Genomic DNA, 17,323 nt, shown 5'->3' with positions numbered 1-17,323 from the left:
TACTTTTCAATTAAATAAATCACCTCCAAAACATAAACACATGAGAATAATTTTACCAATTTCAATAATAGTTTCTATTATTTCAATATTAAGCTATAGCTGCGAGGCGCTGCCCTGCGATGATGAAAACGACAGACGTGATCAAAATGAAGCCTTTTTTCATAAAGTTGACACGTTAGACAACAAAATCGATTAACTAATATTTTAAGAATTTTAGTAATTTTCTTTCAGCTTATAAACTAAAATGCATTTACTTTTATAATGTTTTTTTTACATTTGAGTAGAAAAACATTCATGCAGTATGTTATAAGCCAGTTATCATCTTATTTAAACATAAAGTATAAAATGATTTATAAAAATATATTGCAGATAGACGATGATATTGACGATTGCGAGTTTTTTATGGAAGCTCTGCAGGCTGTCTCTACCGCAGATTATACTGCAATGCAAAATCCTGTAGAAGCACTTAATAAATTAATCCATAAAGAAATTAACCCTGATGTAATTTTTCTTGATCTTAATATGCCTATAATGTCCGGCTTTGAGTTTTTAATCGAAATTAAAAAACAGGAAGCCATAAAAAACATTCCAATAATAGTTTTTTCGACCTCACAATTTGAAGAAATTAAGCTAAAAGCAAGAAAGTATGGAGCAAACGAATATATATCCAAACCCAGTGATTTTAATGAATTGAAAAAAATACTCAGCCATTATATTGTTTAATATATGCTGTATTTACAATGAAGCCGCTAAACGTAGAAAATTGGTCGTTTTTTGCTTTTTTTATTGCTAAACCTTAGTGCCTATGGTATTCTTAACAGAAAGACAATGAAATTATCAACTCAAATACTTCTTGCATTTACGCTAATAATTTTGCTTTCTGTTGCAGATTCATATACCAATTACAGATTGTCTCAAAAAGTACGTCTTAATTCTCAGTTTCTTTCTAAATCAGAAGCTGTCATTCGAAATTCAAATAAAACACACAGAGCTATTCTTGAAATGCAAAGTGCTGTGCGAGGTTATTTTTTAACTAATGACACTACCTTTTTAGGAGAATATTACAATGGAATAATACAGGTGCCTGAATATCTCAAAGAACAAAAATCACTCATTGGCATTAATAACACACAGCGTTCAATTCTGGATTCTATCAGCGAGCTTCATAACAGCTGGCTTGAATATACAACAGAATTAATAAAAAACAGAAACGATAATCCTGTAGTTTATCAAAATCTTTTGGATAATAAACTAAAAAAGCATGTAGGCAAAAATATTAATGATGCTATTACAAGAAAGTTTAAGCGATTTGATAAAATTGAATACAAAACACGAAAACATCATAGCGAAATGCTTCTTGAATCTTTAAAAAAAACCAGAACGTATTCGTTAATATTTTTATTACTGACCATTTTTGTCGGCATTGTCAGCACGGGTTATATCGTAATTATGATTACCAATCGTATTAATTCTATGGTTCGTGTAGCAGATACAATTTCGAAAGGAAAATTTACAATAGTCAAAGATTACAGAAATGATGAACTAAGTGCTTTGGCATCATCTTTAAATATAATGTCACGCAGGCTTGAAAAAAATATTCAGGATTTAGAAAACAAAAATGCCGAATTAAACAAATTTGCTTATGTCGTTTCTCATGATTTAAAAGCCCCGCTTAGGGGTATTTATAATGTAATAAGCTGGATAGAAGAAGATTTATCAGGCGAACTCTCTCCAGCCTTAAAGAATTATCTCAACATAATTCCGAAAAGAACACAGCGAATGGAAGCTCTTATTAATGGTCTTTTAGATTATGCCCGGATAAATAGAAAAACAACTCCTGAATTAGTCGATACAAACGCAATGGTTGATGAAATTTCTCAATCGATTGTACCCAGAAAATTTAAACTGGAAATGATTAACCTTCCGGAAATTTTTACAGAACGTTTAAAACTCGAACAAGTATTCTCCAATTTAATTAGCAATGCCGTAAAATATTCAAAAGCAGAAAACCCGAGAATACAAATTAAATGCGAGAAAATAATGAACGTTTATGAATTTTCGGTAAAAGACAACGGAATTGGAATCGATCCTGAATATCATCAAAAAATATTCGAAATCTTCCAGACATTAAGAGAAAAAAACGAAATGGAAAGTACCGGAATTGGTCTCGCTATTGTAAAAAAAATAATAGACGAACAAGGAGAAACCATTAATGTACAATCTAAACTGGGTGAAGGAGCCGAATTTACTTTTACCTGGAGAAATAATAAAACAGTATGAGAAAACCAAACATTTTATTAATTGAAGATGATGAACTGGATACAATTTCAGTAGAGCGTTCTTTAAAAAAATTAGAAATACAATACGTTCTTTATACTGCATACAACGGGCTTGAAGCTCTAAAGTTATTAAGAGATACAGAAAATCCGCTTATTCCGGATGTTATTCTTCTCGATATTAATATGCCCAAAATGAACGGAATTGAATTTCTTACAATTCTTAGAGACGATGAAAATCTAAAACATTTAAACGTTTTTATAATGACCACATCTTCTGAAAGCAACGACAGAACCGATGCCGAAAAATTAGGTATTTCCGGGTATATTATAAAACCTTTAAATTATAACGACAACACCAAAAGACCGGATTCTATGGATGCATTCGTGCAGTTTCATTTAAGAAAAATATTATTGAAAGAAAATGGTTAAAAAATGACAATGACAATGACAATGACAATGACAATGACAATGATAATTTTAATAAAAAATCTAAAATCTAAAATCTAAAATTTTAAAAATATCCCAATCCAAAAACACAACCTATACCAACTCCTGCCCGATTATGAAAAAAGCAAAACACATCGATAAAACACCAGAAAACGAGGTGTTAATCGCACTGCCAATCATAACAGATGAGAAAAAAACATCTGGAACCAAAGTAAAGAAAATCAAAACCGAAGAATCTATACTTAACGATGCAGAATTTTTAAAGATTTTGCTGAAAGTTAAAAACGGAAACTTCTCACAGCGTTTTCCAACCGATCAAAACGGAATAAAAAGATCAATCTGCGATACTTTAAACGAAATCATAGACCTGAATGAAAGAATGGTTTTTGAGTTTCAAAAAGTGGGTAAAAGTATTGGTAAACAAGGAAAATTAACCAATCGTGTAGTGTTAGACGGAGCAAGAGGTTCGTGGAGTTCCTGCGTCGATTCTGTAAATACTTTGATATCAGATCTGGTTCATCCAACAATTGAAATTGCCCATGTAATTACCTCTGTAGCAAAAGGAAACCTATCTCAGGAAATGCCATTATCTATTGAGGGAAATCCACTTCAGGGAGAATTCCTCAGAATTGCAAAAGAGGTAAACGGAATGGTAAAACAGCTTAATCTTTTCTCGATGGAGGTTACACGTGTGGCACGTGAGGTTGGTACCGAAGGAAAACTGGGCGGACAGGCAAAAGTTCGCGGTGTTGGTGGTGTTTGGAAAGATTTGACTGATTCTGTAAATAAAATGGCCAGCAACTTAACCGGTCAGGTTCGTAATATTGCCGATGTAACAACAGCCGTAGCAAAAGGAGATTTATCGAAAAAAATTACCGTAGACGTAAAAGGAGAAATCTTAGAATTAAAAAATACCATCAATACCATGGTAGATCAGCTAAACTCTTTCTCTTCTGAGGTAACCCGTGTGGCGCGTGAGGTTGGTACCGAAGGAAAACTGGGCGGGCAGGCACAGGTAAAAGGTGTTGGCGGAACATGGAAAGACTTAACCGATTCTGTAAACCAAATGGCATCGAATCTTACAGGACAAGTACGTAATATCGCAGATGTAACAACAGCCGTAGCAAGAGGAGATCTTTCTAAAAAAATTACCGTAGACGTAAAAGGAGAAATCTTAGAATTGAAAGACACCATTAATACCATGGTAGATCAGCTAAACTCTTTCTCTTCTGAGGTGACCCGTGTGGCGCGTGAGGTAGGTTCTGAAGGAAAACTGGGAGGGCAAGCCAGAGTACGAGGTGTCGGTGGAGTTTGGAAAGATTTGACCGATTCTGTAAATCAAATGGCATCAAACTTAACAGGTCAGGTGCGTAATATTGCCGAGGTAACGACAGCCGTGGCAAAAGGAGATTTATCCAAAAAAATTACTGTAAACGTTGAGGGAGAAATCCTCGAATTAAAAAATACCATCAATACCATGGTGGATCAGCTTAACTCATTTGGTGCCGAGGTAACCCGTGTGGCACGTGAGGTTGGTTCAGAAGGAAAACTGGGAGGTCAGGCAAAAGTAAAAGGTGTTGGCGGGACATGGAAAGATTTAACCGATTCTGTTAACCAAATGGCATCAAACCTAACCGGACAAGTACGTAATATTGCCGAGGTTACAACAGCCGTAGCAAACGGTGACCTTTCGAAAAAAATTACGGCTGTAGCCGAAGGAGAAATCTTAGAATTAAAGAAAACCATCAATACGATGGTAGATCAGCTGAACTCCTTCTCTTCTGAGGTTACGCGTGTGGCACTTGAAGTAGGTACCGAAGGAAAACTGGGAGGTCAGGCAAAAGTAAAAGGTGTCGGCGGAACCTGGAAAGATTTAACAGATTCCGTAAACCAAATGGCATCCAACTTAACCGGACAAGTACGTAATATCGCCGAAGTAACAACAGCAGTAGCAAAAGGAGATTTATCACGCCAAATTACGGTTGATACCAAAGGAGAAATCTTAGAGCTAAAAAACACAATTAATACCATGGTGGGTCAGCTTAACTCTTTCGCTTCAGAGGTAACGCGTGTGGCTCGTGAGGTTGGTACCGAAGGAAAACTGGGCGGACAGGCACAAGTAGAAGGTGTTGGCGGAACCTGGAAAGATTTAACAGATTCGGTAAACCAAATGGCATCGAACTTAACCGGACAAGTGCGTAATATCGCCGAAGTAACAACAGCCGTAGCAAAAGGAGATTTATCGCTCCAAATTACCGTTGACGTAAAAGGAGAAATTTTAGAGTTAAAAAATACCATTAATACGATGGTGGATCAGCTTCGAGGCTTTGCATCAGAGGTTACAAGGGTTTCGCGAGAAGTAGGAACTGAAGGAAAACTGGGCGGACAAGCTAACGTTCCCGGAGTTGCCGGAACATGGAAAGATTTAACAGATTCCGTAAACCAAATGGCCGGAAACCTTACCGCTCAGGTACGTAATATTGCCGATGTAGCAATTGCAGTGGCAAATGGAGATATGTCCAGAAAAATTACCGTAGATGTACGAGGAGAAATCCTGCAATTGAAAGAAACACTGAATACCATGGTGGATCAGCTTCGTGAGTTTGCCTCTGAGGTAACGCGTGTAGCACGTGAAGTAGGTACCGAAGGAAAACTGGGCGGACAAGCCAATGTTCCGGGTGTCGCCGGGACATGGAAAGATTTGACGGATTCCGTTAACCAAATGGCGGGTAACTTAACAACTCAGGTACGTAATATTGCTGAGGTAACCATTGCCGTTGCAAACGGAGATATGTCGAAAAAAATTACCGCCGACGTTCGTGGAGAAATTCTTCAATTAAAAGAAACCGTAAATACGATGGTAGATCAGCTTCGTGCATTTGCCTCAGAGGTAACACGTGTGGCTCGTGAAGTTGGTACCGACGGAAAATTGGGCGGACAAGCATTCGTTCCCGGAGTTGCCGGAACATGGAAAGATTTGACCGATTCCGTTAACCAAATGGCATCCAACTTAACCGGTCAGGTTCGTAATATTGCAGATGTAACCAAAGCCGTTGCAAATGGTGACCTTTCGAAACAAATTACCGTTGACGTAAAAGGAGAAATCCTTGATTTGAAAAATACATTCAATACAATGGTGGAACAGTTAAATTCGTTCGCTTCTGAGGTAACACGTGTGGCACGTGAAGTTGGTACCGAAGGAAAACTGGGTGGACAATCTGAAGTAAAAGGTGTTGCCGGAACATGGAAAGATTTAACAGATTCGGTTAACGTAATGGCATCCAACTTAACCGGTCAGGTTCGTGGTATTGCAAAAGTTGTAACATCGGTAGCAAAAGGAAACTTAAAACAAAAATTATCTATTGATGCAAAAGGTGAAGTAGCACAGCTTACCGATACTATTAATGAGATGATTGATACACTGGCAACATTCTCAGATCAGGTAACAACGGTTGCCCGTGAGGTAGGTGCCGAAGGAAAATTGGGAGGTCAGGCAAACGTTCCTGGAGCTTCCGGAACATGGAAAAACTTAACCGAAAATGTAAACCAATTAGCAGCAAATCTTACCACTCAGGTACGTGCAATTTCTGAAGTGGCATCGGCAGTAACACAGGGAGATTTAACGCGAACAATTGGTGTTGAAGCAAAAGGTGAAGTTGAAGCTCTTAAAGATACTATTAACCAAATGATTTCAAACCTTAAAGCAACTACTTTACGTAATCAGGAACAAGACTGGCTGAAATCAAATTTGGCTAAATTTACTCAGATGCTTCAGGGGCAGAAAGAACTTAAATCTGTTACCATGAAAATTCTTTCTGAGCTTGCAGCGGTTGTTACCGCACAGCATGGTCTATTCTATATTCTGGAAGAAGGAGAAGAATTCATGGATTCAAAACTGAATTTAATTGCGTCTTATGCTTACATCAAAAGAAAAAATTCACCAACGCAATATGCAATGGGTGAAGGACTTATAGGTCAGGTTGCAATTGAAAAAGAAAGAATTATTTTAAGCAACGTACCAAAAGACTATATCCGAATTAACTCAGGATTAGGAGATGCTAAACCAAAAGATGTAATTATTCTTCCGGTTTTATTTGAAGGAAGACTTAAAGCAGTTATTGAATTAGCTTCACTTGACACCTTTAGTCAGACTCACTTAGATTTTCTTGAAGGCTTAACAGAAAGTATCGGTATCGTATTAAATACAATCGAATCAAACTCAAGAACAGAAGAATTACTGGTTCAGTCACAATCATTGGCAAATGAGCTGAAAAGCCAGCAGGAAGTATTAAAAAATACCAACGAAGAACTGGAAGAAAAAGCCATTCTATTGGCTAATCAAAAAGAAGAAGTTGAGCTCAAAAATCAGGAAGTTGAGGTTGCCCGTAAAGCACTGGAAGAAAAAGCAGATCAGCTGACACTAACATCCAAATACAAATCAGAATTCCTGGCTAACATGTCGCATGAGCTAAGAACACCGCTAAACAGTTTACAGATTCTTGCAAACGAATTAATCGCCAACCGAGACGGAAATTTATCCGAAAAACAAATTCAGTTTGCCAAAACAATAAATGCATGCGGCGATGACTTGATTCAGCTTATCAATGACATTCTGGATCTTTCTAAAATTGAATCTGGTTATATTTCTGTGGATTATAACCCGATTACTTTTGCAGAAATCAGCCGATTTGTAGAATCTACCTTCAACCCTATTTCGCAGGCTAAACATCTTCATTTTGAAATTATGATGGATGAAAATCTTCCTGAAGCAATGGAAACCGATTCGCAGAGATTGAATCAAATTCTAAAAAATCTTCTTTCGAATTCATTCAAATTTACTGAAAAAGGTGAAGTGAAATTAAACATTTACAAAGCTGATAATAACTGGAAAACTAAAAATCTTAGTCTGGAAAATGCCGAAGCGGTAGTTGCTTTTGAAATTTCAGATACAGGAATCGGAATTTCGAAGGAAAAACAAAACATAATTTTTGAAGCTTTTCAGCAGGCAGAAGGATCTACAAGCCGTAAATATGGCGGAACCGGTTTAGGATTGTCCATCAGCCGCGGACTTTCTGATTTATTAGGCGGAAGCATCGAATTAGAAAGTGATACCAATATAGGAAGTAAATTTACTTTATTCCTCCCTTTAAAATTTGTTCATATTCCTGAATTAGAAAACATTAATGTTAATGAAGAAACTAATGTGATTCACGCCGGAAAAAGCCGCTTAAAATCGCTTCCGTCAGCAAGTTTTAATAAATCTGATATTGATTTGTATTTTGTAGACGAAATTGGCGACGATCGTACTGATATTAAGCCCGATGACAAGATTCTTTTAATTGCAGAAGACAATGTAACTTTTGCTAAAATTTTATTAGAGAGGGCACATCAGCATAATATAAAAGCCATTGTAACCACACGCGGAAATGACGTTGTAGATTATATCAATCAATTTCAGCCGCACGCGATTACTATGGATTTGAATATGCCGGATACGAGCGGATGGAAAATTCTCGACAGGTTAAAAACCGATTTTACACTTCGTCATATTCCGGTTTACATCATTTCCGGAGAAGATGAAAGAAATAGAGGCTTGAAACGCGGAGCGAGAAATTTCTTTGTTAAACCGGTTAAAAACGAATTACTGACCTCTCTTTTTAACGATATTCAGGATTTTAAAGACAAGAAAGAAAAAAACCTCTTGATTGTCGATGATAATAAAACTGATTTAAAACGAATTTATGAAGCTGTAAAAGGAGAAGATATTTCAATTTCGACGGCATTAACTGCAAAAGATGCTGTAGAACTTATTAAACAAAAATCTTTTGACTGTATTATACTCGATTTAGTACTTCCGGATGCAGATGGTCTTGATTTAATTGGCGATTTAGAAAACAATATCAGTGGAGAAACGGCTATTATTATTCATTCTGCCGGTGACGTAAATAAAAAACAACGCAGCAGACTGGGTCGATTTGCCCATAGTATTATTACAAAAAGTGCTTCTTCAATTGACGAAGTAGTAGACCAGACTGCCCTATTCATGCATCGTGTACATAAAGATCTCCCTGAAAGCATGAAAGAAAGAATTGAAACGTATTATTTAAAAGAAGATGTTTTAATTAATAAAAAAGTGCTTTTGGTTGACGACGATGTTCGAAATTTATTCGCACTAACAACCGCTTTAGAACGATTTGGTTTAGAAGTTATTAGCGCAGAAAGTGGTCATGAAGCAATAGATATTTTAAATCAGAATATTAAAATAGATATTGTTTTGATGGATATCATGATGCCGGAATTAGACGGTTATGAAACCATGAAAATTATTAGAAAAAATATAAAACATAAAGACCTGACCATAATAGCAGTTACAGCAAAAGCAATGAAAGGAGACAGACAGCGCTGTATCGAATCTGGTGCATCAGATTATATTACAAAACCGGTTAATGTTGAACAATTATCCTCTTTAATGAGAGTATGGTTAAAATAATTTTTGATTATGAAAAACCAAAATTCGATAGAAGAACATTCGGTTAAGATATTAATTGTAGACGATAAGAAGGAAAATCTGCTTTCGCTTCAGGTTATTCTTGCCGATAAAGGATATGAGTTTGTAGAAGCGACTTCGGGTAAGGACGCGCTCAGAATTTTGCTTAAAAACCAGGATTTTGCCATTATACTTATGGACGTTCAGATGCCTTTAATGGACGGTTTTGAAACCGCTGAACTTATCCGTCAGAGTGATAAACTCAAACATGTGCCTATTATTTTTTTAACGGCCAATATGAATACCTCAGATTATATTTTTAAAGGATATCAGTCTGGTGCTGTTGATTATATGATAAAACCATTATCTGCCGAAATTCTTCAGGCAAAAGTGATGGTATTTACCGAACTGTATAAGAAAAACAGGGAACTTCGTATTCGGGAAGAAGAAGCAAGTGCGCTTAATGCCAAAATTACAAAAGCAAACGAAGAATTGGCCGCACAGTATATTGCGATTGAGAAATATGCAACGGAGTTAAAAAAGAAAAATACTGAACTTGATGCTTTTACACATATTTCAAGTCATGATTTGCAGGAACCGCTTCGCAAAATTCAAACTTTTACAAACATTATTCTGGCAAAAGAATATCCCAATTTAAGTCCTGACGGGCAGGCAAAATTTGAGCGAATTCTATATGCTACAAACCGAATGCGGGAATTAATCAATGATCTTTTGGCTTTTTCCCGAACCAATATTACAGATCGTATTTACGAGAATACAGATCTTAATATTATTATTGATAATGTAAAAGAAGCACTTCGGGAAAATATCCGAGAAAAAAATGCTGAAATTATTACTGAACTGCATGGCAAAATCAATATAATTCCGTTTTTATTTATTCAGCTTGTAGAAAATCTGATAAACAATGCATTAAAATTTTCACAAAAAGAAATTCCGCTTCAAATTGAAATTAAAAGCCGAATTGTAAATGGCGGAGAATTACAAAATGATAAATTATCGCCAACAGAAAATTACTGTCATATCAGCTTTCGTGACAACGGAATAGGTTTTGAACAGGAACACAGCGAAAAAATATTCGGTGTTTTTCAGCGATTACACAGCAGAGATATTTATGACGGAACTGGAATTGGGCTTGCCATTGTTAAAAAGATTGTCGAAAATCATAACGGGATTATTACTGCTTCTTCAAAACCAATGGAAGGTGCAACTTTTAATATTTATATTCCGCAAAAATAAATTGAAACCGGATTAAAATCCGGTATACAATATGAACTGGATTGAAATCCAGACCTACAAATATAAATCATTCCTTCGGAATTTTACATTCCGGGTGTTAATGAGATCTATAATTTTCGGCATCAAAATAAAGAGCCAGAGGCTCGATTTATATTGTAGGGCGGATTTCAATCCGGTTTAATATCAATTCGGTCATGTCGATATTTAATCTTTTTGATCATCGAAAAATTTAAATATATTTGATCATACAATGCAGGACAAACTTCGCGAACATATAGAAAAAATAATATTGTTAACAGATGATGAATATCTATTTGTTAAGGAACATTTTATCACTAAAAAATTCAAAAAACATCAATTTCTCATTCAGGAAGGAGATGATGTAAAATACTCATATTTTATTATTTCGGGACTTTTAAAATTGGTTTATACAGATGATTCTGAAAAGCAGCATATTGTTTCTTTTGCCATGGAAGATTGGTGGGAAAGTGATTATTATGCTTTTTTTACCCAGACAAAAGCCACTATGTCTTTAGAATGTCTTGAAGATACAGAGGTTCTTTGTTTTACTTTGGAACAATATAAAAAACTATGCGATGGTTCTCCAAAAATGCTGCGCTTTTTTCTGGAGAAAGCAAATTTTGGTTTTCTGGCATCGCAGCGCCGTATTCTTTCCTCGATGACATCAAACCCAAAAGAACGTTACGAACAGCTTTTAAAACAATATCCATCCCTTTTTCAGCGTGTGCCCAAAAGTCTTATTGCATCTTATTTGGGAGTTTCGCGCGAAACCCTCAGCCGATTATCCTCTTAGTGTGACAAATCTCACTTTTTATTTGTGATTAATGTCAAGACTTGTTTCCATAAGTTCTTTTCAATTTTGCAGTATAATTTTTTAAACTGTAATCGTGAAAAAAACAACAAAAATTTTAGCATTAGTATTAATGACAACATTGCCGCTACTGGCACAAACTAAAAAAGAAAAACAAATGGAAAAAAGAGTAATTAATCCCTGGAAATGGCAAAACGAACGAAGCTACAATCAGGCAGTTGAAGTAAAAAATCCGGCAGGAACATTATATGTTTCTGGACAAACCGCCATAAGTGCAGACGGAATTTCCAGTAATGAAAACATGGAATCTCAAATAAAACTCGCTTTAAAAAATCTTGAACTTGTTATTACAGATGCTGGTTACGAATGCAGCGGTATTGTGAGATTAAATATTTATACAACTGCCACAGATGAACTCTGGCCGCACTTCCCTATTATACAAGAATGGTTATCCAAACACAACATACAACAAGCCACAACCTTATTAGAAGTAAAAAGTCTTTTTGAAACTTTAAAAGTAGAACTGGAAGCCACAGTGGTGCGTTAAGGTGTAAAGGGACTAAGACTCTAGGGACTGAGGTTCTAAGGGACTAAGATTTTTTCTAAAAACTCTGAACCTCTGAACCTTTGTACCTCTGAGCCTCTAAAAAAACCTTAGCATCTTATAAAAACTCCCCGTCCTTAACCTTAAATGCCCATGCTGCCATTGCTTCAATAACGGGCAGCAGACCTTCTCCGGCATTGCTAAGTCTATACGTTACAAAAGGAGGAACAACTGGTTTTGCTTCTCTAATAACTAAGCCGTCGGCTTCTAATTGCTTTAGATGCTGAATAAGCATTTTTTCTGTAATTGCAGGAATTTCTCTTTTTAATTCGCTGTAGCGTTTCATTCCGTTTGATAAATGCCAGAGTATTATGGGTTTCCAATAGCCTCCAATTTTTTCCATTACAAATGTAACAGGACAATTTTCCAGCGCATACTGTTTGTTTTCCTGAATTGTCGATGATTCTTTAATTGCTGTCATAATACATACTTTAGGGTAAGTACTTGTATAAAAGTAAGTACAAAGATACCTTTGTAACTGTAATAAAAAAAATTATATATATATGAAAATTATACTATCAGGTTCTTTAGGGAACATCGGAAAACATTTAACTATAAAATTAATAAATGCCGGACACGACGTAACGGTAATAAGCAGTAATGCTGACAGAAAAACAGCAATAGAAAATCTGGGTGCAAAAGCTGCTATAGGATCAGTAAGTGATTCTGATTTTCTAATCGAAACTTTGACAAATGCCGACGCCGTTTTTGCTATGACACCGCCAAATTTAGGCGGAGCAAATGTAATTGTAAATACTGAAAACGCTGGTAAATCTTTTGCAAAAGCAATTGAAAAAACTGGACTAAAACGTGTCGTAATGTTGAGCAGTATTGGTGCTGATTTACCAAACGGAACGGGACCAATTGCCGGACTTCATAAAATTGAAGAAATATACAGGAATTTAAATACTTCGGTAACTTTTTTAAGAGCTGGCTTTTTTTACACTAATTTTTATCATGATATTCCGATGATTAAAGGAGCAGGAATTATTGGCTCTAATTATCCGGCAGATATCAAAATTCCGTTTGTGCATCCAGAAGATATTGCTCAGGCAGCAGCCGAAGAACTGGTACAAACATCACAAGGAAAAAATGTTCGTTACATCATCAGCGATGTTCGTACTCCGGGCGATGCGGCAAAAGTTTTGGGAACTGCAATCTCAAAACCAGAACTGCCTTGGATCGAGTTTACTGATGAACAAGCACTTGAAGGAATGACTCAAGCCGGACTTCCGGAAGAAATTGCTAATCTTTATGTTGAAATGGGAAATGGCTTAAAAAGCGGAAAAATTGCCGAACATTTTACAACAAGTAAAGCGTCTGTTGACGGAAAAATAAAACTGGAGGAGTTTGCTAAAGAATTTGCATCAAACTTTTAATCTTAAAATATAGGGATTGTCTCAAAAACTAAGACAATCCCTTTTATTTTATGTCTTTCAGGAACATTTCGTGATATTATTTTTTTTTAAACAACAATTATTCCTGCTGTATTGGCTTTTCAAATATCAGCTTTTTAACGGAAATATTTATTCTTTTTTTGTAAACCCTTTTCGGGTCATTTCTCCCCAGCCTTTCGTTCCCATTATTTTTTCTTTATACCCTACTAACGCCGAATATACGGTCATAGGATGAAAATACAATGGCTCAATAAAAGCAGCTATAAGCAATTTAAAAAAATCCGTATGTTTCGGGTATTTATGAAAAGTACGTTCTTCGCTAAAAAGTGCCAAAACAGAAAAGAAAACGGCAAACGAATACACGAAAAGAATAAGCAAAATAAAAAAATGCCAGTTAAGAAAACCTAAAATTATAAACACAAGTGTAATAACAAGCCCTATAAATTCAATTCCTGGAGCCAAAAACTCAAATAATGTCCAATAAGGGACACTAACAATTCCTAACAATTTATATTTAGGATTCATGAACATTTTTCTATGAAAACTCAACGTTTCAATTGTTCCTCTCATCCAGCGGCTTCGCTGTTTTTTAAATATTTTAAAATCTTCAGGAGCTTCTGTCCAGCAAAGCGGATCAGGAATATAACTAACAGAATACGGAAGTTTGTTTTCGAGCATATAACGGCGCATTCTTACGACAAGCTCCATATCTTCGCCCACAGTCTTTGTACTGTATCCACCAGATAACAGAGCAATTTCTTTATCAAAAGCACCAAATGCACCGCTAATTAGCAATAATCCGTCTAGCCTTCCCCACGCCATTCTTCCCAAAAGAAAAGCTCTAAGATATTCTAAAACCTGAATTCTAGGGATCATACTATCAGGAACATTCACCTCTACCAAACGTCCGTTTTTAATTACACACTGATTTGCAATTCTCACTACACCGCCTGTGGCAATAATACGTTTACTATGTGATTCTAAAAATGGTTTTGCCAGTTTTAAAAGAGAATTTTTATCTAAGATACAATCCACATCAATACATACAACATAAGGATTCTGGGCAATGTTTAATCCCACATTAAGGGCATCGGCTTTACCTCCATTTTCTTTATCGGCAACAATCAGTTTCTTATATGCCGCATTTCTGGAAGTGTAAATTCCTTTTAGCTTTTTTGTTTTAATTTGTTCATGAAAATCCAAATTTGTCAAAACAAGATCATACGTCTTAATTAGAATTTCCATAGAATTATCCTTACTGCCGTCATTGACCACAATAACCTGATAATTATTGTAATTTAAAGAAAGTAAAGATTTTACATTTTCTTCAATTGTAAAACCTTCGTTATAAGCAGGAGCAATCAAAGAAAGTTTAGGCGCAAATTCACTCGTAAGAAGCACTTCATAATCAACAAAACTATTCTTTTTAAGATAACTGTTGAGTTCTTTTGTAGAAAGATAAGCTAATATAAGATATGAAGACATGATTAATATAGCATAACCAAGTATTAGGACCATATATATGTCCAGAAACCATGTCAATTCATTAGTAAAAAAAGTCATCGGCTTGTAATTAAACAGTTAAAGTCTGCAAGACGTTTTGCGCTTCATATTTTATCAATGCATTTGGAGCCCGATCTGCCAATTGTACCACATAAGGAATTTTTTGCGTAAGCTTTAATTCTCTTATAAGTTTTAATCCCAGTGTAATAACAGTTGTATTTTTTGATTCGAGTAAAAGCTCTACTCCTTTTGTATCGCCTATATCATGTTTTTTAAAAGCACCAATAATATTAAGCTGTGTCCAGTCGTCGATAGGATTTGGATGCTCTGCCAAATGCACAATTCCTTTTGTTCCTGCTAGTTTGATGCAGGCATTGATTGCTGTAATTTTTAAAGTCTTTTTTCTAACTTTTGAAAATGTTATAATACTGTCGAATGCATCATATATGTTGAACTCGGCAAGTTCTGTAATTCCTTTGCATTTTTTTTCCCATCTTAAATTTCGGAGTTTCGCAAACGAATCTTTTATTAACCCGGAATCCTTATAAAATTGTTCGAGCTTTTGTGCATACACGCCATCATAGTTTTTATGAAGATTTATGATCGTTTCCATTACTAATTCTCGAAAAAAAGTTTTCTTAAAAAGCAAAATTAAGTCTTTGTCTTGCTGGAAATCCGAAAAAACGACATCTTCAAAAACTACTGTAGACAACATTCTTTCAATAATTTCTGTGTATTTTATATCAAGTTTTGCTCTCTTTATTTTTTTATTGCGGCTCCAGACAATAGACAGATACAAAACAAAAGCCCCCCCGATAAACAGATATATCGAAAAAATGAGAAAAGGCACAACCCAATCTTTCTTTTCATATGGTTCCCAAACATTTTCCATAATTAAAAGCGTTTTGTAACTATTAACTGAACATTGAATTTGTTTCTATATTCGCCCGGAATATATTCTTCATATTCATATAGAAAAATGGGGCGTACAAAAAATGAATCTCCAAGACGATGCTGATACTGTATTCCTGCTCTGTAAGCTTTTAAAGGCTGGGTAAAACCATTATAAAGATATAAATACGGAACGGTTCCGTATTGAAGTTCAAGTCTTATGATGCGCTCTTTTTCCTCGTTGGATTTCTGCAAACTCAAAACATGAGAAAACAAAGCATTTCCTGTATCATAATAAGGTCTGTATGCAAGTGTATAACTGCCTGTATTATACGCAATTTGTCCTGTAAGCAAAGTTATATCATCTGATTCAAAGTGCATAAATCTTGCGCCAAATGAAAAATCAAATTTTTTATAGGGCGTAAAATAATATTCCAAACCGGCTTTTCCGACAGGAAATACTGCCTCTCCTGTTGAAATACCTGCGTTTGCATACAAATAGCTTTTGTTGGAGAATGTCTGGTAAAAATCGGTTTCAAATAACATTTCGGTGTCATTGTTAACATGACCTACATTTGCTCTCCCCACAATGGCCGATTTGCTGAATTTATGCGAGTATTCGATATAACCATAATGCAAAGGCGATTGTCCGGGATTTGATGTTGAAATATTAAGGTACGAGGCTGAAACAGCATTTTTGGCTTTACGCCCAATAAGCGTGCGAATTCCTCTAAACGGCTGTGTACTATTATCTGCTAATGATGCTTTTTCTATAATGTCTAATGCTTCCTGATCGCGGTTTAGCTTTTCCAGACATGAAGCTTTTATTTTTATTACATCAACTGATTTTGAATCTATTGCTAAGTATTTATCACAATACCAAATACATTTCTCATATTGTTCTGACCAGAAATAGATATTAATAATCGCCAGCAGAGCATCCGGATTTGGTTTTGTTTTGTCTGCTAATGGTGCTATTATTTTTATTGCCGAAGGGTAATCTTTTTTCCAGCTGTATATACGTCCAGCATAAACCTGAATATCCTCATTCTCAGGAAATTTTGCACGCAAAGGTTCAATTAAAGATAAAGCTTTATCAAAATTGCCTTTTTCTGTTTCCTGTTTTGCCTGAGCCATAACAGTATCAGGATTTACTTCCTGAGCAAAAGACATTGAAGTTATACACAATAAAACGACTAAATAATAAAAAAACCTCATTAAGCTTTGATTTTTAACAACTTATTGATTCTAACTAACAAAACTGCCGGGCTAATTGGTTTTGCAATAAATTCGTTTGCCCCAATATCGAAAGAATCCAGTTCAGTCTGTTCGACTCCTGAAGAAGTTAGTATAATAACTGGAGTATCTAAATTAAGCGTTTCCCTAACATATTGCGTAATTTCCATTCCGCTGATGCCTGGCATGTTTATATCGGTTAAAATCAAATCGTATTTGTTTATTTTGATGGAATCAAGCGCATCTTTACCATCAGAGAACTGATCTACAGTAAAGCCTTTGGATTCCAGAAAAAATGATAATGATTTGCGTAAGATATCATTATCTTCGGCTAAAATTATTCTCATTGGTATTATATTTTTGAAGCGAAATTCTTATATGTAAAACTAA

General features: G+C 35.4%; 14 protein-coding genes. 9 read left to right on the top strand and 5 right to left on the bottom strand.

Going from position 1 to position 17,323, the window contains the following annotated elements:
* Positions 1–40: 40 nt before the first annotated feature.
* The 8 genes from BUC29_RS21580 (at position 41) to BUC29_RS18125 (ending at position 11,849) form a co-directional block, all read left to right on the top strand.
* The gene (locus BUC29_RS21580; protein ID WP_167369547.1) at positions 41–196 is read left to right on the top strand and encodes a hypothetical protein; all 156 of its coding nucleotides are present in this window, start codon (positions 41–43) and stop codon (positions 194–196) included.
* 149 nt (positions 197–345) lie between these two features.
* Positions 346–723 carry a response regulator gene (locus BUC29_RS18155; protein WP_073417654.1) on the top strand — a complete coding sequence of 126 codons (378 nt, stop codon included), beginning with the start codon at positions 346–348 and terminating at the stop codon, positions 721–723.
* A gap of 105 nt (positions 724–828) precedes the next feature.
* Positions 829–2,280: a sensor histidine kinase gene (locus BUC29_RS18150; RefSeq protein WP_073417587.1), complete on the top strand. Its 1,452-nt coding sequence runs from the start codon at positions 829–831 to the stop codon at positions 2,278–2,280.
* Positions 2,277–2,708 carry a response regulator gene (locus BUC29_RS18145; RefSeq protein WP_073417586.1) on the top strand — a complete coding sequence of 144 codons (432 nt, stop codon included), beginning with the start codon at positions 2,277–2,279 and terminating at the stop codon, positions 2,706–2,708. The genes BUC29_RS18150 and BUC29_RS18145 overlap by 4 nt, the downstream gene beginning before the upstream one ends.
* A 133-nt stretch (positions 2,709–2,841) precedes the next feature.
* Positions 2,842–9,216: a hybrid sensor histidine kinase/response regulator gene (locus BUC29_RS18140; protein ID WP_084538670.1), complete on the top strand. Its 6,375-nt coding sequence runs from the start codon at positions 2,842–2,844 to the stop codon at positions 9,214–9,216.
* A 9-nt stretch (positions 9,217–9,225) separates the two neighbouring features.
* On the top strand, positions 9,226–10,470 hold the full coding sequence (locus BUC29_RS18135) for a sensor histidine kinase (RefSeq protein ID WP_073417585.1): 1,245 nt from the start codon (positions 9,226–9,228) through the stop codon (positions 10,468–10,470).
* A 250-nt stretch (positions 10,471–10,720) separates the two neighbouring features.
* Positions 10,721–11,284 (top strand): Crp/Fnr family transcriptional regulator, encoded by a 564-nt coding sequence (locus BUC29_RS18130; RefSeq protein ID WP_073417584.1) that lies wholly within the window; start codon positions 10,721–10,723, stop codon positions 11,282–11,284.
* Between the two features lie 175 nt (positions 11,285–11,459).
* The gene (locus BUC29_RS18125; RefSeq protein WP_073417652.1) at positions 11,460–11,849 is read left to right on the top strand and encodes a RidA family protein; all 390 of its coding nucleotides are present in this window, start codon (positions 11,460–11,462) and stop codon (positions 11,847–11,849) included.
* A gap of 115 nt (positions 11,850–11,964) precedes the next feature.
* On the opposite strand, the gene BUC29_RS18120 is transcribed toward BUC29_RS18125, so the two are convergent.
* Positions 11,965–12,327, bottom strand: coding sequence for a winged helix-turn-helix transcriptional regulator (locus BUC29_RS18120; RefSeq protein WP_073417583.1), 363 nt, complete (start codon positions 12,325–12,327; stop codon positions 11,965–11,967).
* 82 nt (positions 12,328–12,409) lie between these two features.
* Here BUC29_RS18120 and BUC29_RS18115 point away from each other — a divergent pair, with 82 nt between their 5' ends.
* Entirely contained in the window at positions 12,410–13,285 is an 876-nt protein-coding gene (locus tag BUC29_RS18115) for an NAD(P)H-binding protein (protein WP_073417582.1), read from the top strand.
* A 147-nt stretch (positions 13,286–13,432) separates the two neighbouring features.
* Here the strand turns inward: BUC29_RS18115 and BUC29_RS18110 are convergent, their stop codons facing one another.
* The 4 genes from BUC29_RS18110 to BUC29_RS18095 are packed head-to-tail and all read right to left on the bottom strand — an operon-like array spanning position 13,433 to position 17,280.
* Positions 13,433–14,866, bottom strand: coding sequence for a glycosyltransferase family 2 protein (locus tag BUC29_RS18110; protein WP_073417581.1), 1,434 nt, complete (start codon positions 14,864–14,866; stop codon positions 13,433–13,435).
* Positions 14,867–14,876: 10 nt separating this feature from the next.
* Entirely contained in the window at positions 14,877–15,698 is an 822-nt protein-coding gene (locus tag BUC29_RS18105) for a hypothetical protein (RefSeq protein WP_073417580.1), read from the bottom strand.
* A 2-nt stretch (positions 15,699–15,700) separates the two neighbouring features.
* Positions 15,701–16,915 (bottom strand): YaiO family outer membrane beta-barrel protein, encoded by a 1,215-nt coding sequence (locus BUC29_RS18100; RefSeq protein ID WP_073417579.1) that lies wholly within the window; start codon positions 16,913–16,915, stop codon positions 15,701–15,703.
* Complete coding sequence (locus BUC29_RS18095; protein WP_073417578.1) at positions 16,915–17,280, bottom strand: response regulator transcription factor; 366 nt, start codon at positions 17,278–17,280, stop codon at positions 16,915–16,917. Before BUC29_RS18095 ends, BUC29_RS18100 begins: the two co-directional genes overlap by 1 nt.
* Between the last annotated feature and the right edge of the window lie 43 nt (positions 17,281–17,323).

Origin of the sequence: Flavobacterium defluvii (assembly GCF_900129555.1) — a bacterium.
Lineage (GTDB): Bacteria > Bacteroidota > Bacteroidia > Flavobacteriales > Flavobacteriaceae > Flavobacterium > Flavobacterium defluvii.
This window is presented reverse-complemented; position numbering and strand designations above follow the sequence as displayed.

Excerpts from the sequence above, each read along its gene's own strand:
- BUC29_RS21580 (WP_167369547.1), top strand. The coding sequence starts at position 41 with ATGAGAATAATTTTACCAATTTCAATAATAGTTTCTATTATTTCAATA.
- BUC29_RS18150 (WP_073417587.1), top strand. The coding sequence starts at position 829 with ATGAAATTATCAACTCAAATACTTCTTGCATTTACGCTAATAATTTTG.
- BUC29_RS18125 (WP_073417652.1), top strand. The coding sequence starts at position 11,460 with ATGGAAAAAAGAGTAATTAATCCCTGGAAATGGCAAAACGAACGAAGC.
- BUC29_RS18130 (WP_073417584.1), top strand. The coding sequence starts at position 10,721 with ATGCAGGACAAACTTCGCGAACATATAGAAAAAATAATATTGTTAACA.
- BUC29_RS18110 (WP_073417581.1), bottom strand. The coding sequence starts at position 14,866 with ATGACTTTTTTTACTAATGAATTGACATGGTTTCTGGACATATATATG.
- BUC29_RS18140 (WP_084538670.1), top strand. The coding sequence starts at position 2,842 with ATGAAAAAAGCAAAACACATCGATAAAACACCAGAAAACGAGGTGTTA.
- BUC29_RS18155 (WP_073417654.1), top strand. The coding sequence starts at position 346 with ATGATTTATAAAAATATATTGCAGATAGACGATGATATTGACGATTGC.
- BUC29_RS18135 (WP_073417585.1), top strand. The coding sequence starts at position 9,226 with ATGAAAAACCAAAATTCGATAGAAGAACATTCGGTTAAGATATTAATT.
- BUC29_RS18115 (WP_073417582.1), top strand. The coding sequence starts at position 12,410 with ATGAAAATTATACTATCAGGTTCTTTAGGGAACATCGGAAAACATTTA.
- BUC29_RS18105 (WP_073417580.1), bottom strand. The coding sequence starts at position 15,698 with ATGGAAAATGTTTGGGAACCATATGAAAAGAAAGATTGGGTTGTGCCT.
- BUC29_RS18095 (WP_073417578.1), bottom strand. The coding sequence starts at position 17,280 with ATGAGAATAATTTTAGCCGAAGATAATGATATCTTACGCAAATCATTA.
- BUC29_RS18100 (WP_073417579.1), bottom strand. The coding sequence starts at position 16,915 with ATGAGGTTTTTTTATTATTTAGTCGTTTTATTGTGTATAACTTCAATG.
- BUC29_RS18145 (WP_073417586.1), top strand. The coding sequence starts at position 2,277 with ATGAGAAAACCAAACATTTTATTAATTGAAGATGATGAACTGGATACA.
- BUC29_RS18120 (WP_073417583.1), bottom strand. The coding sequence starts at position 12,327 with ATGACAGCAATTAAAGAATCATCGACAATTCAGGAAAACAAACAGTAT.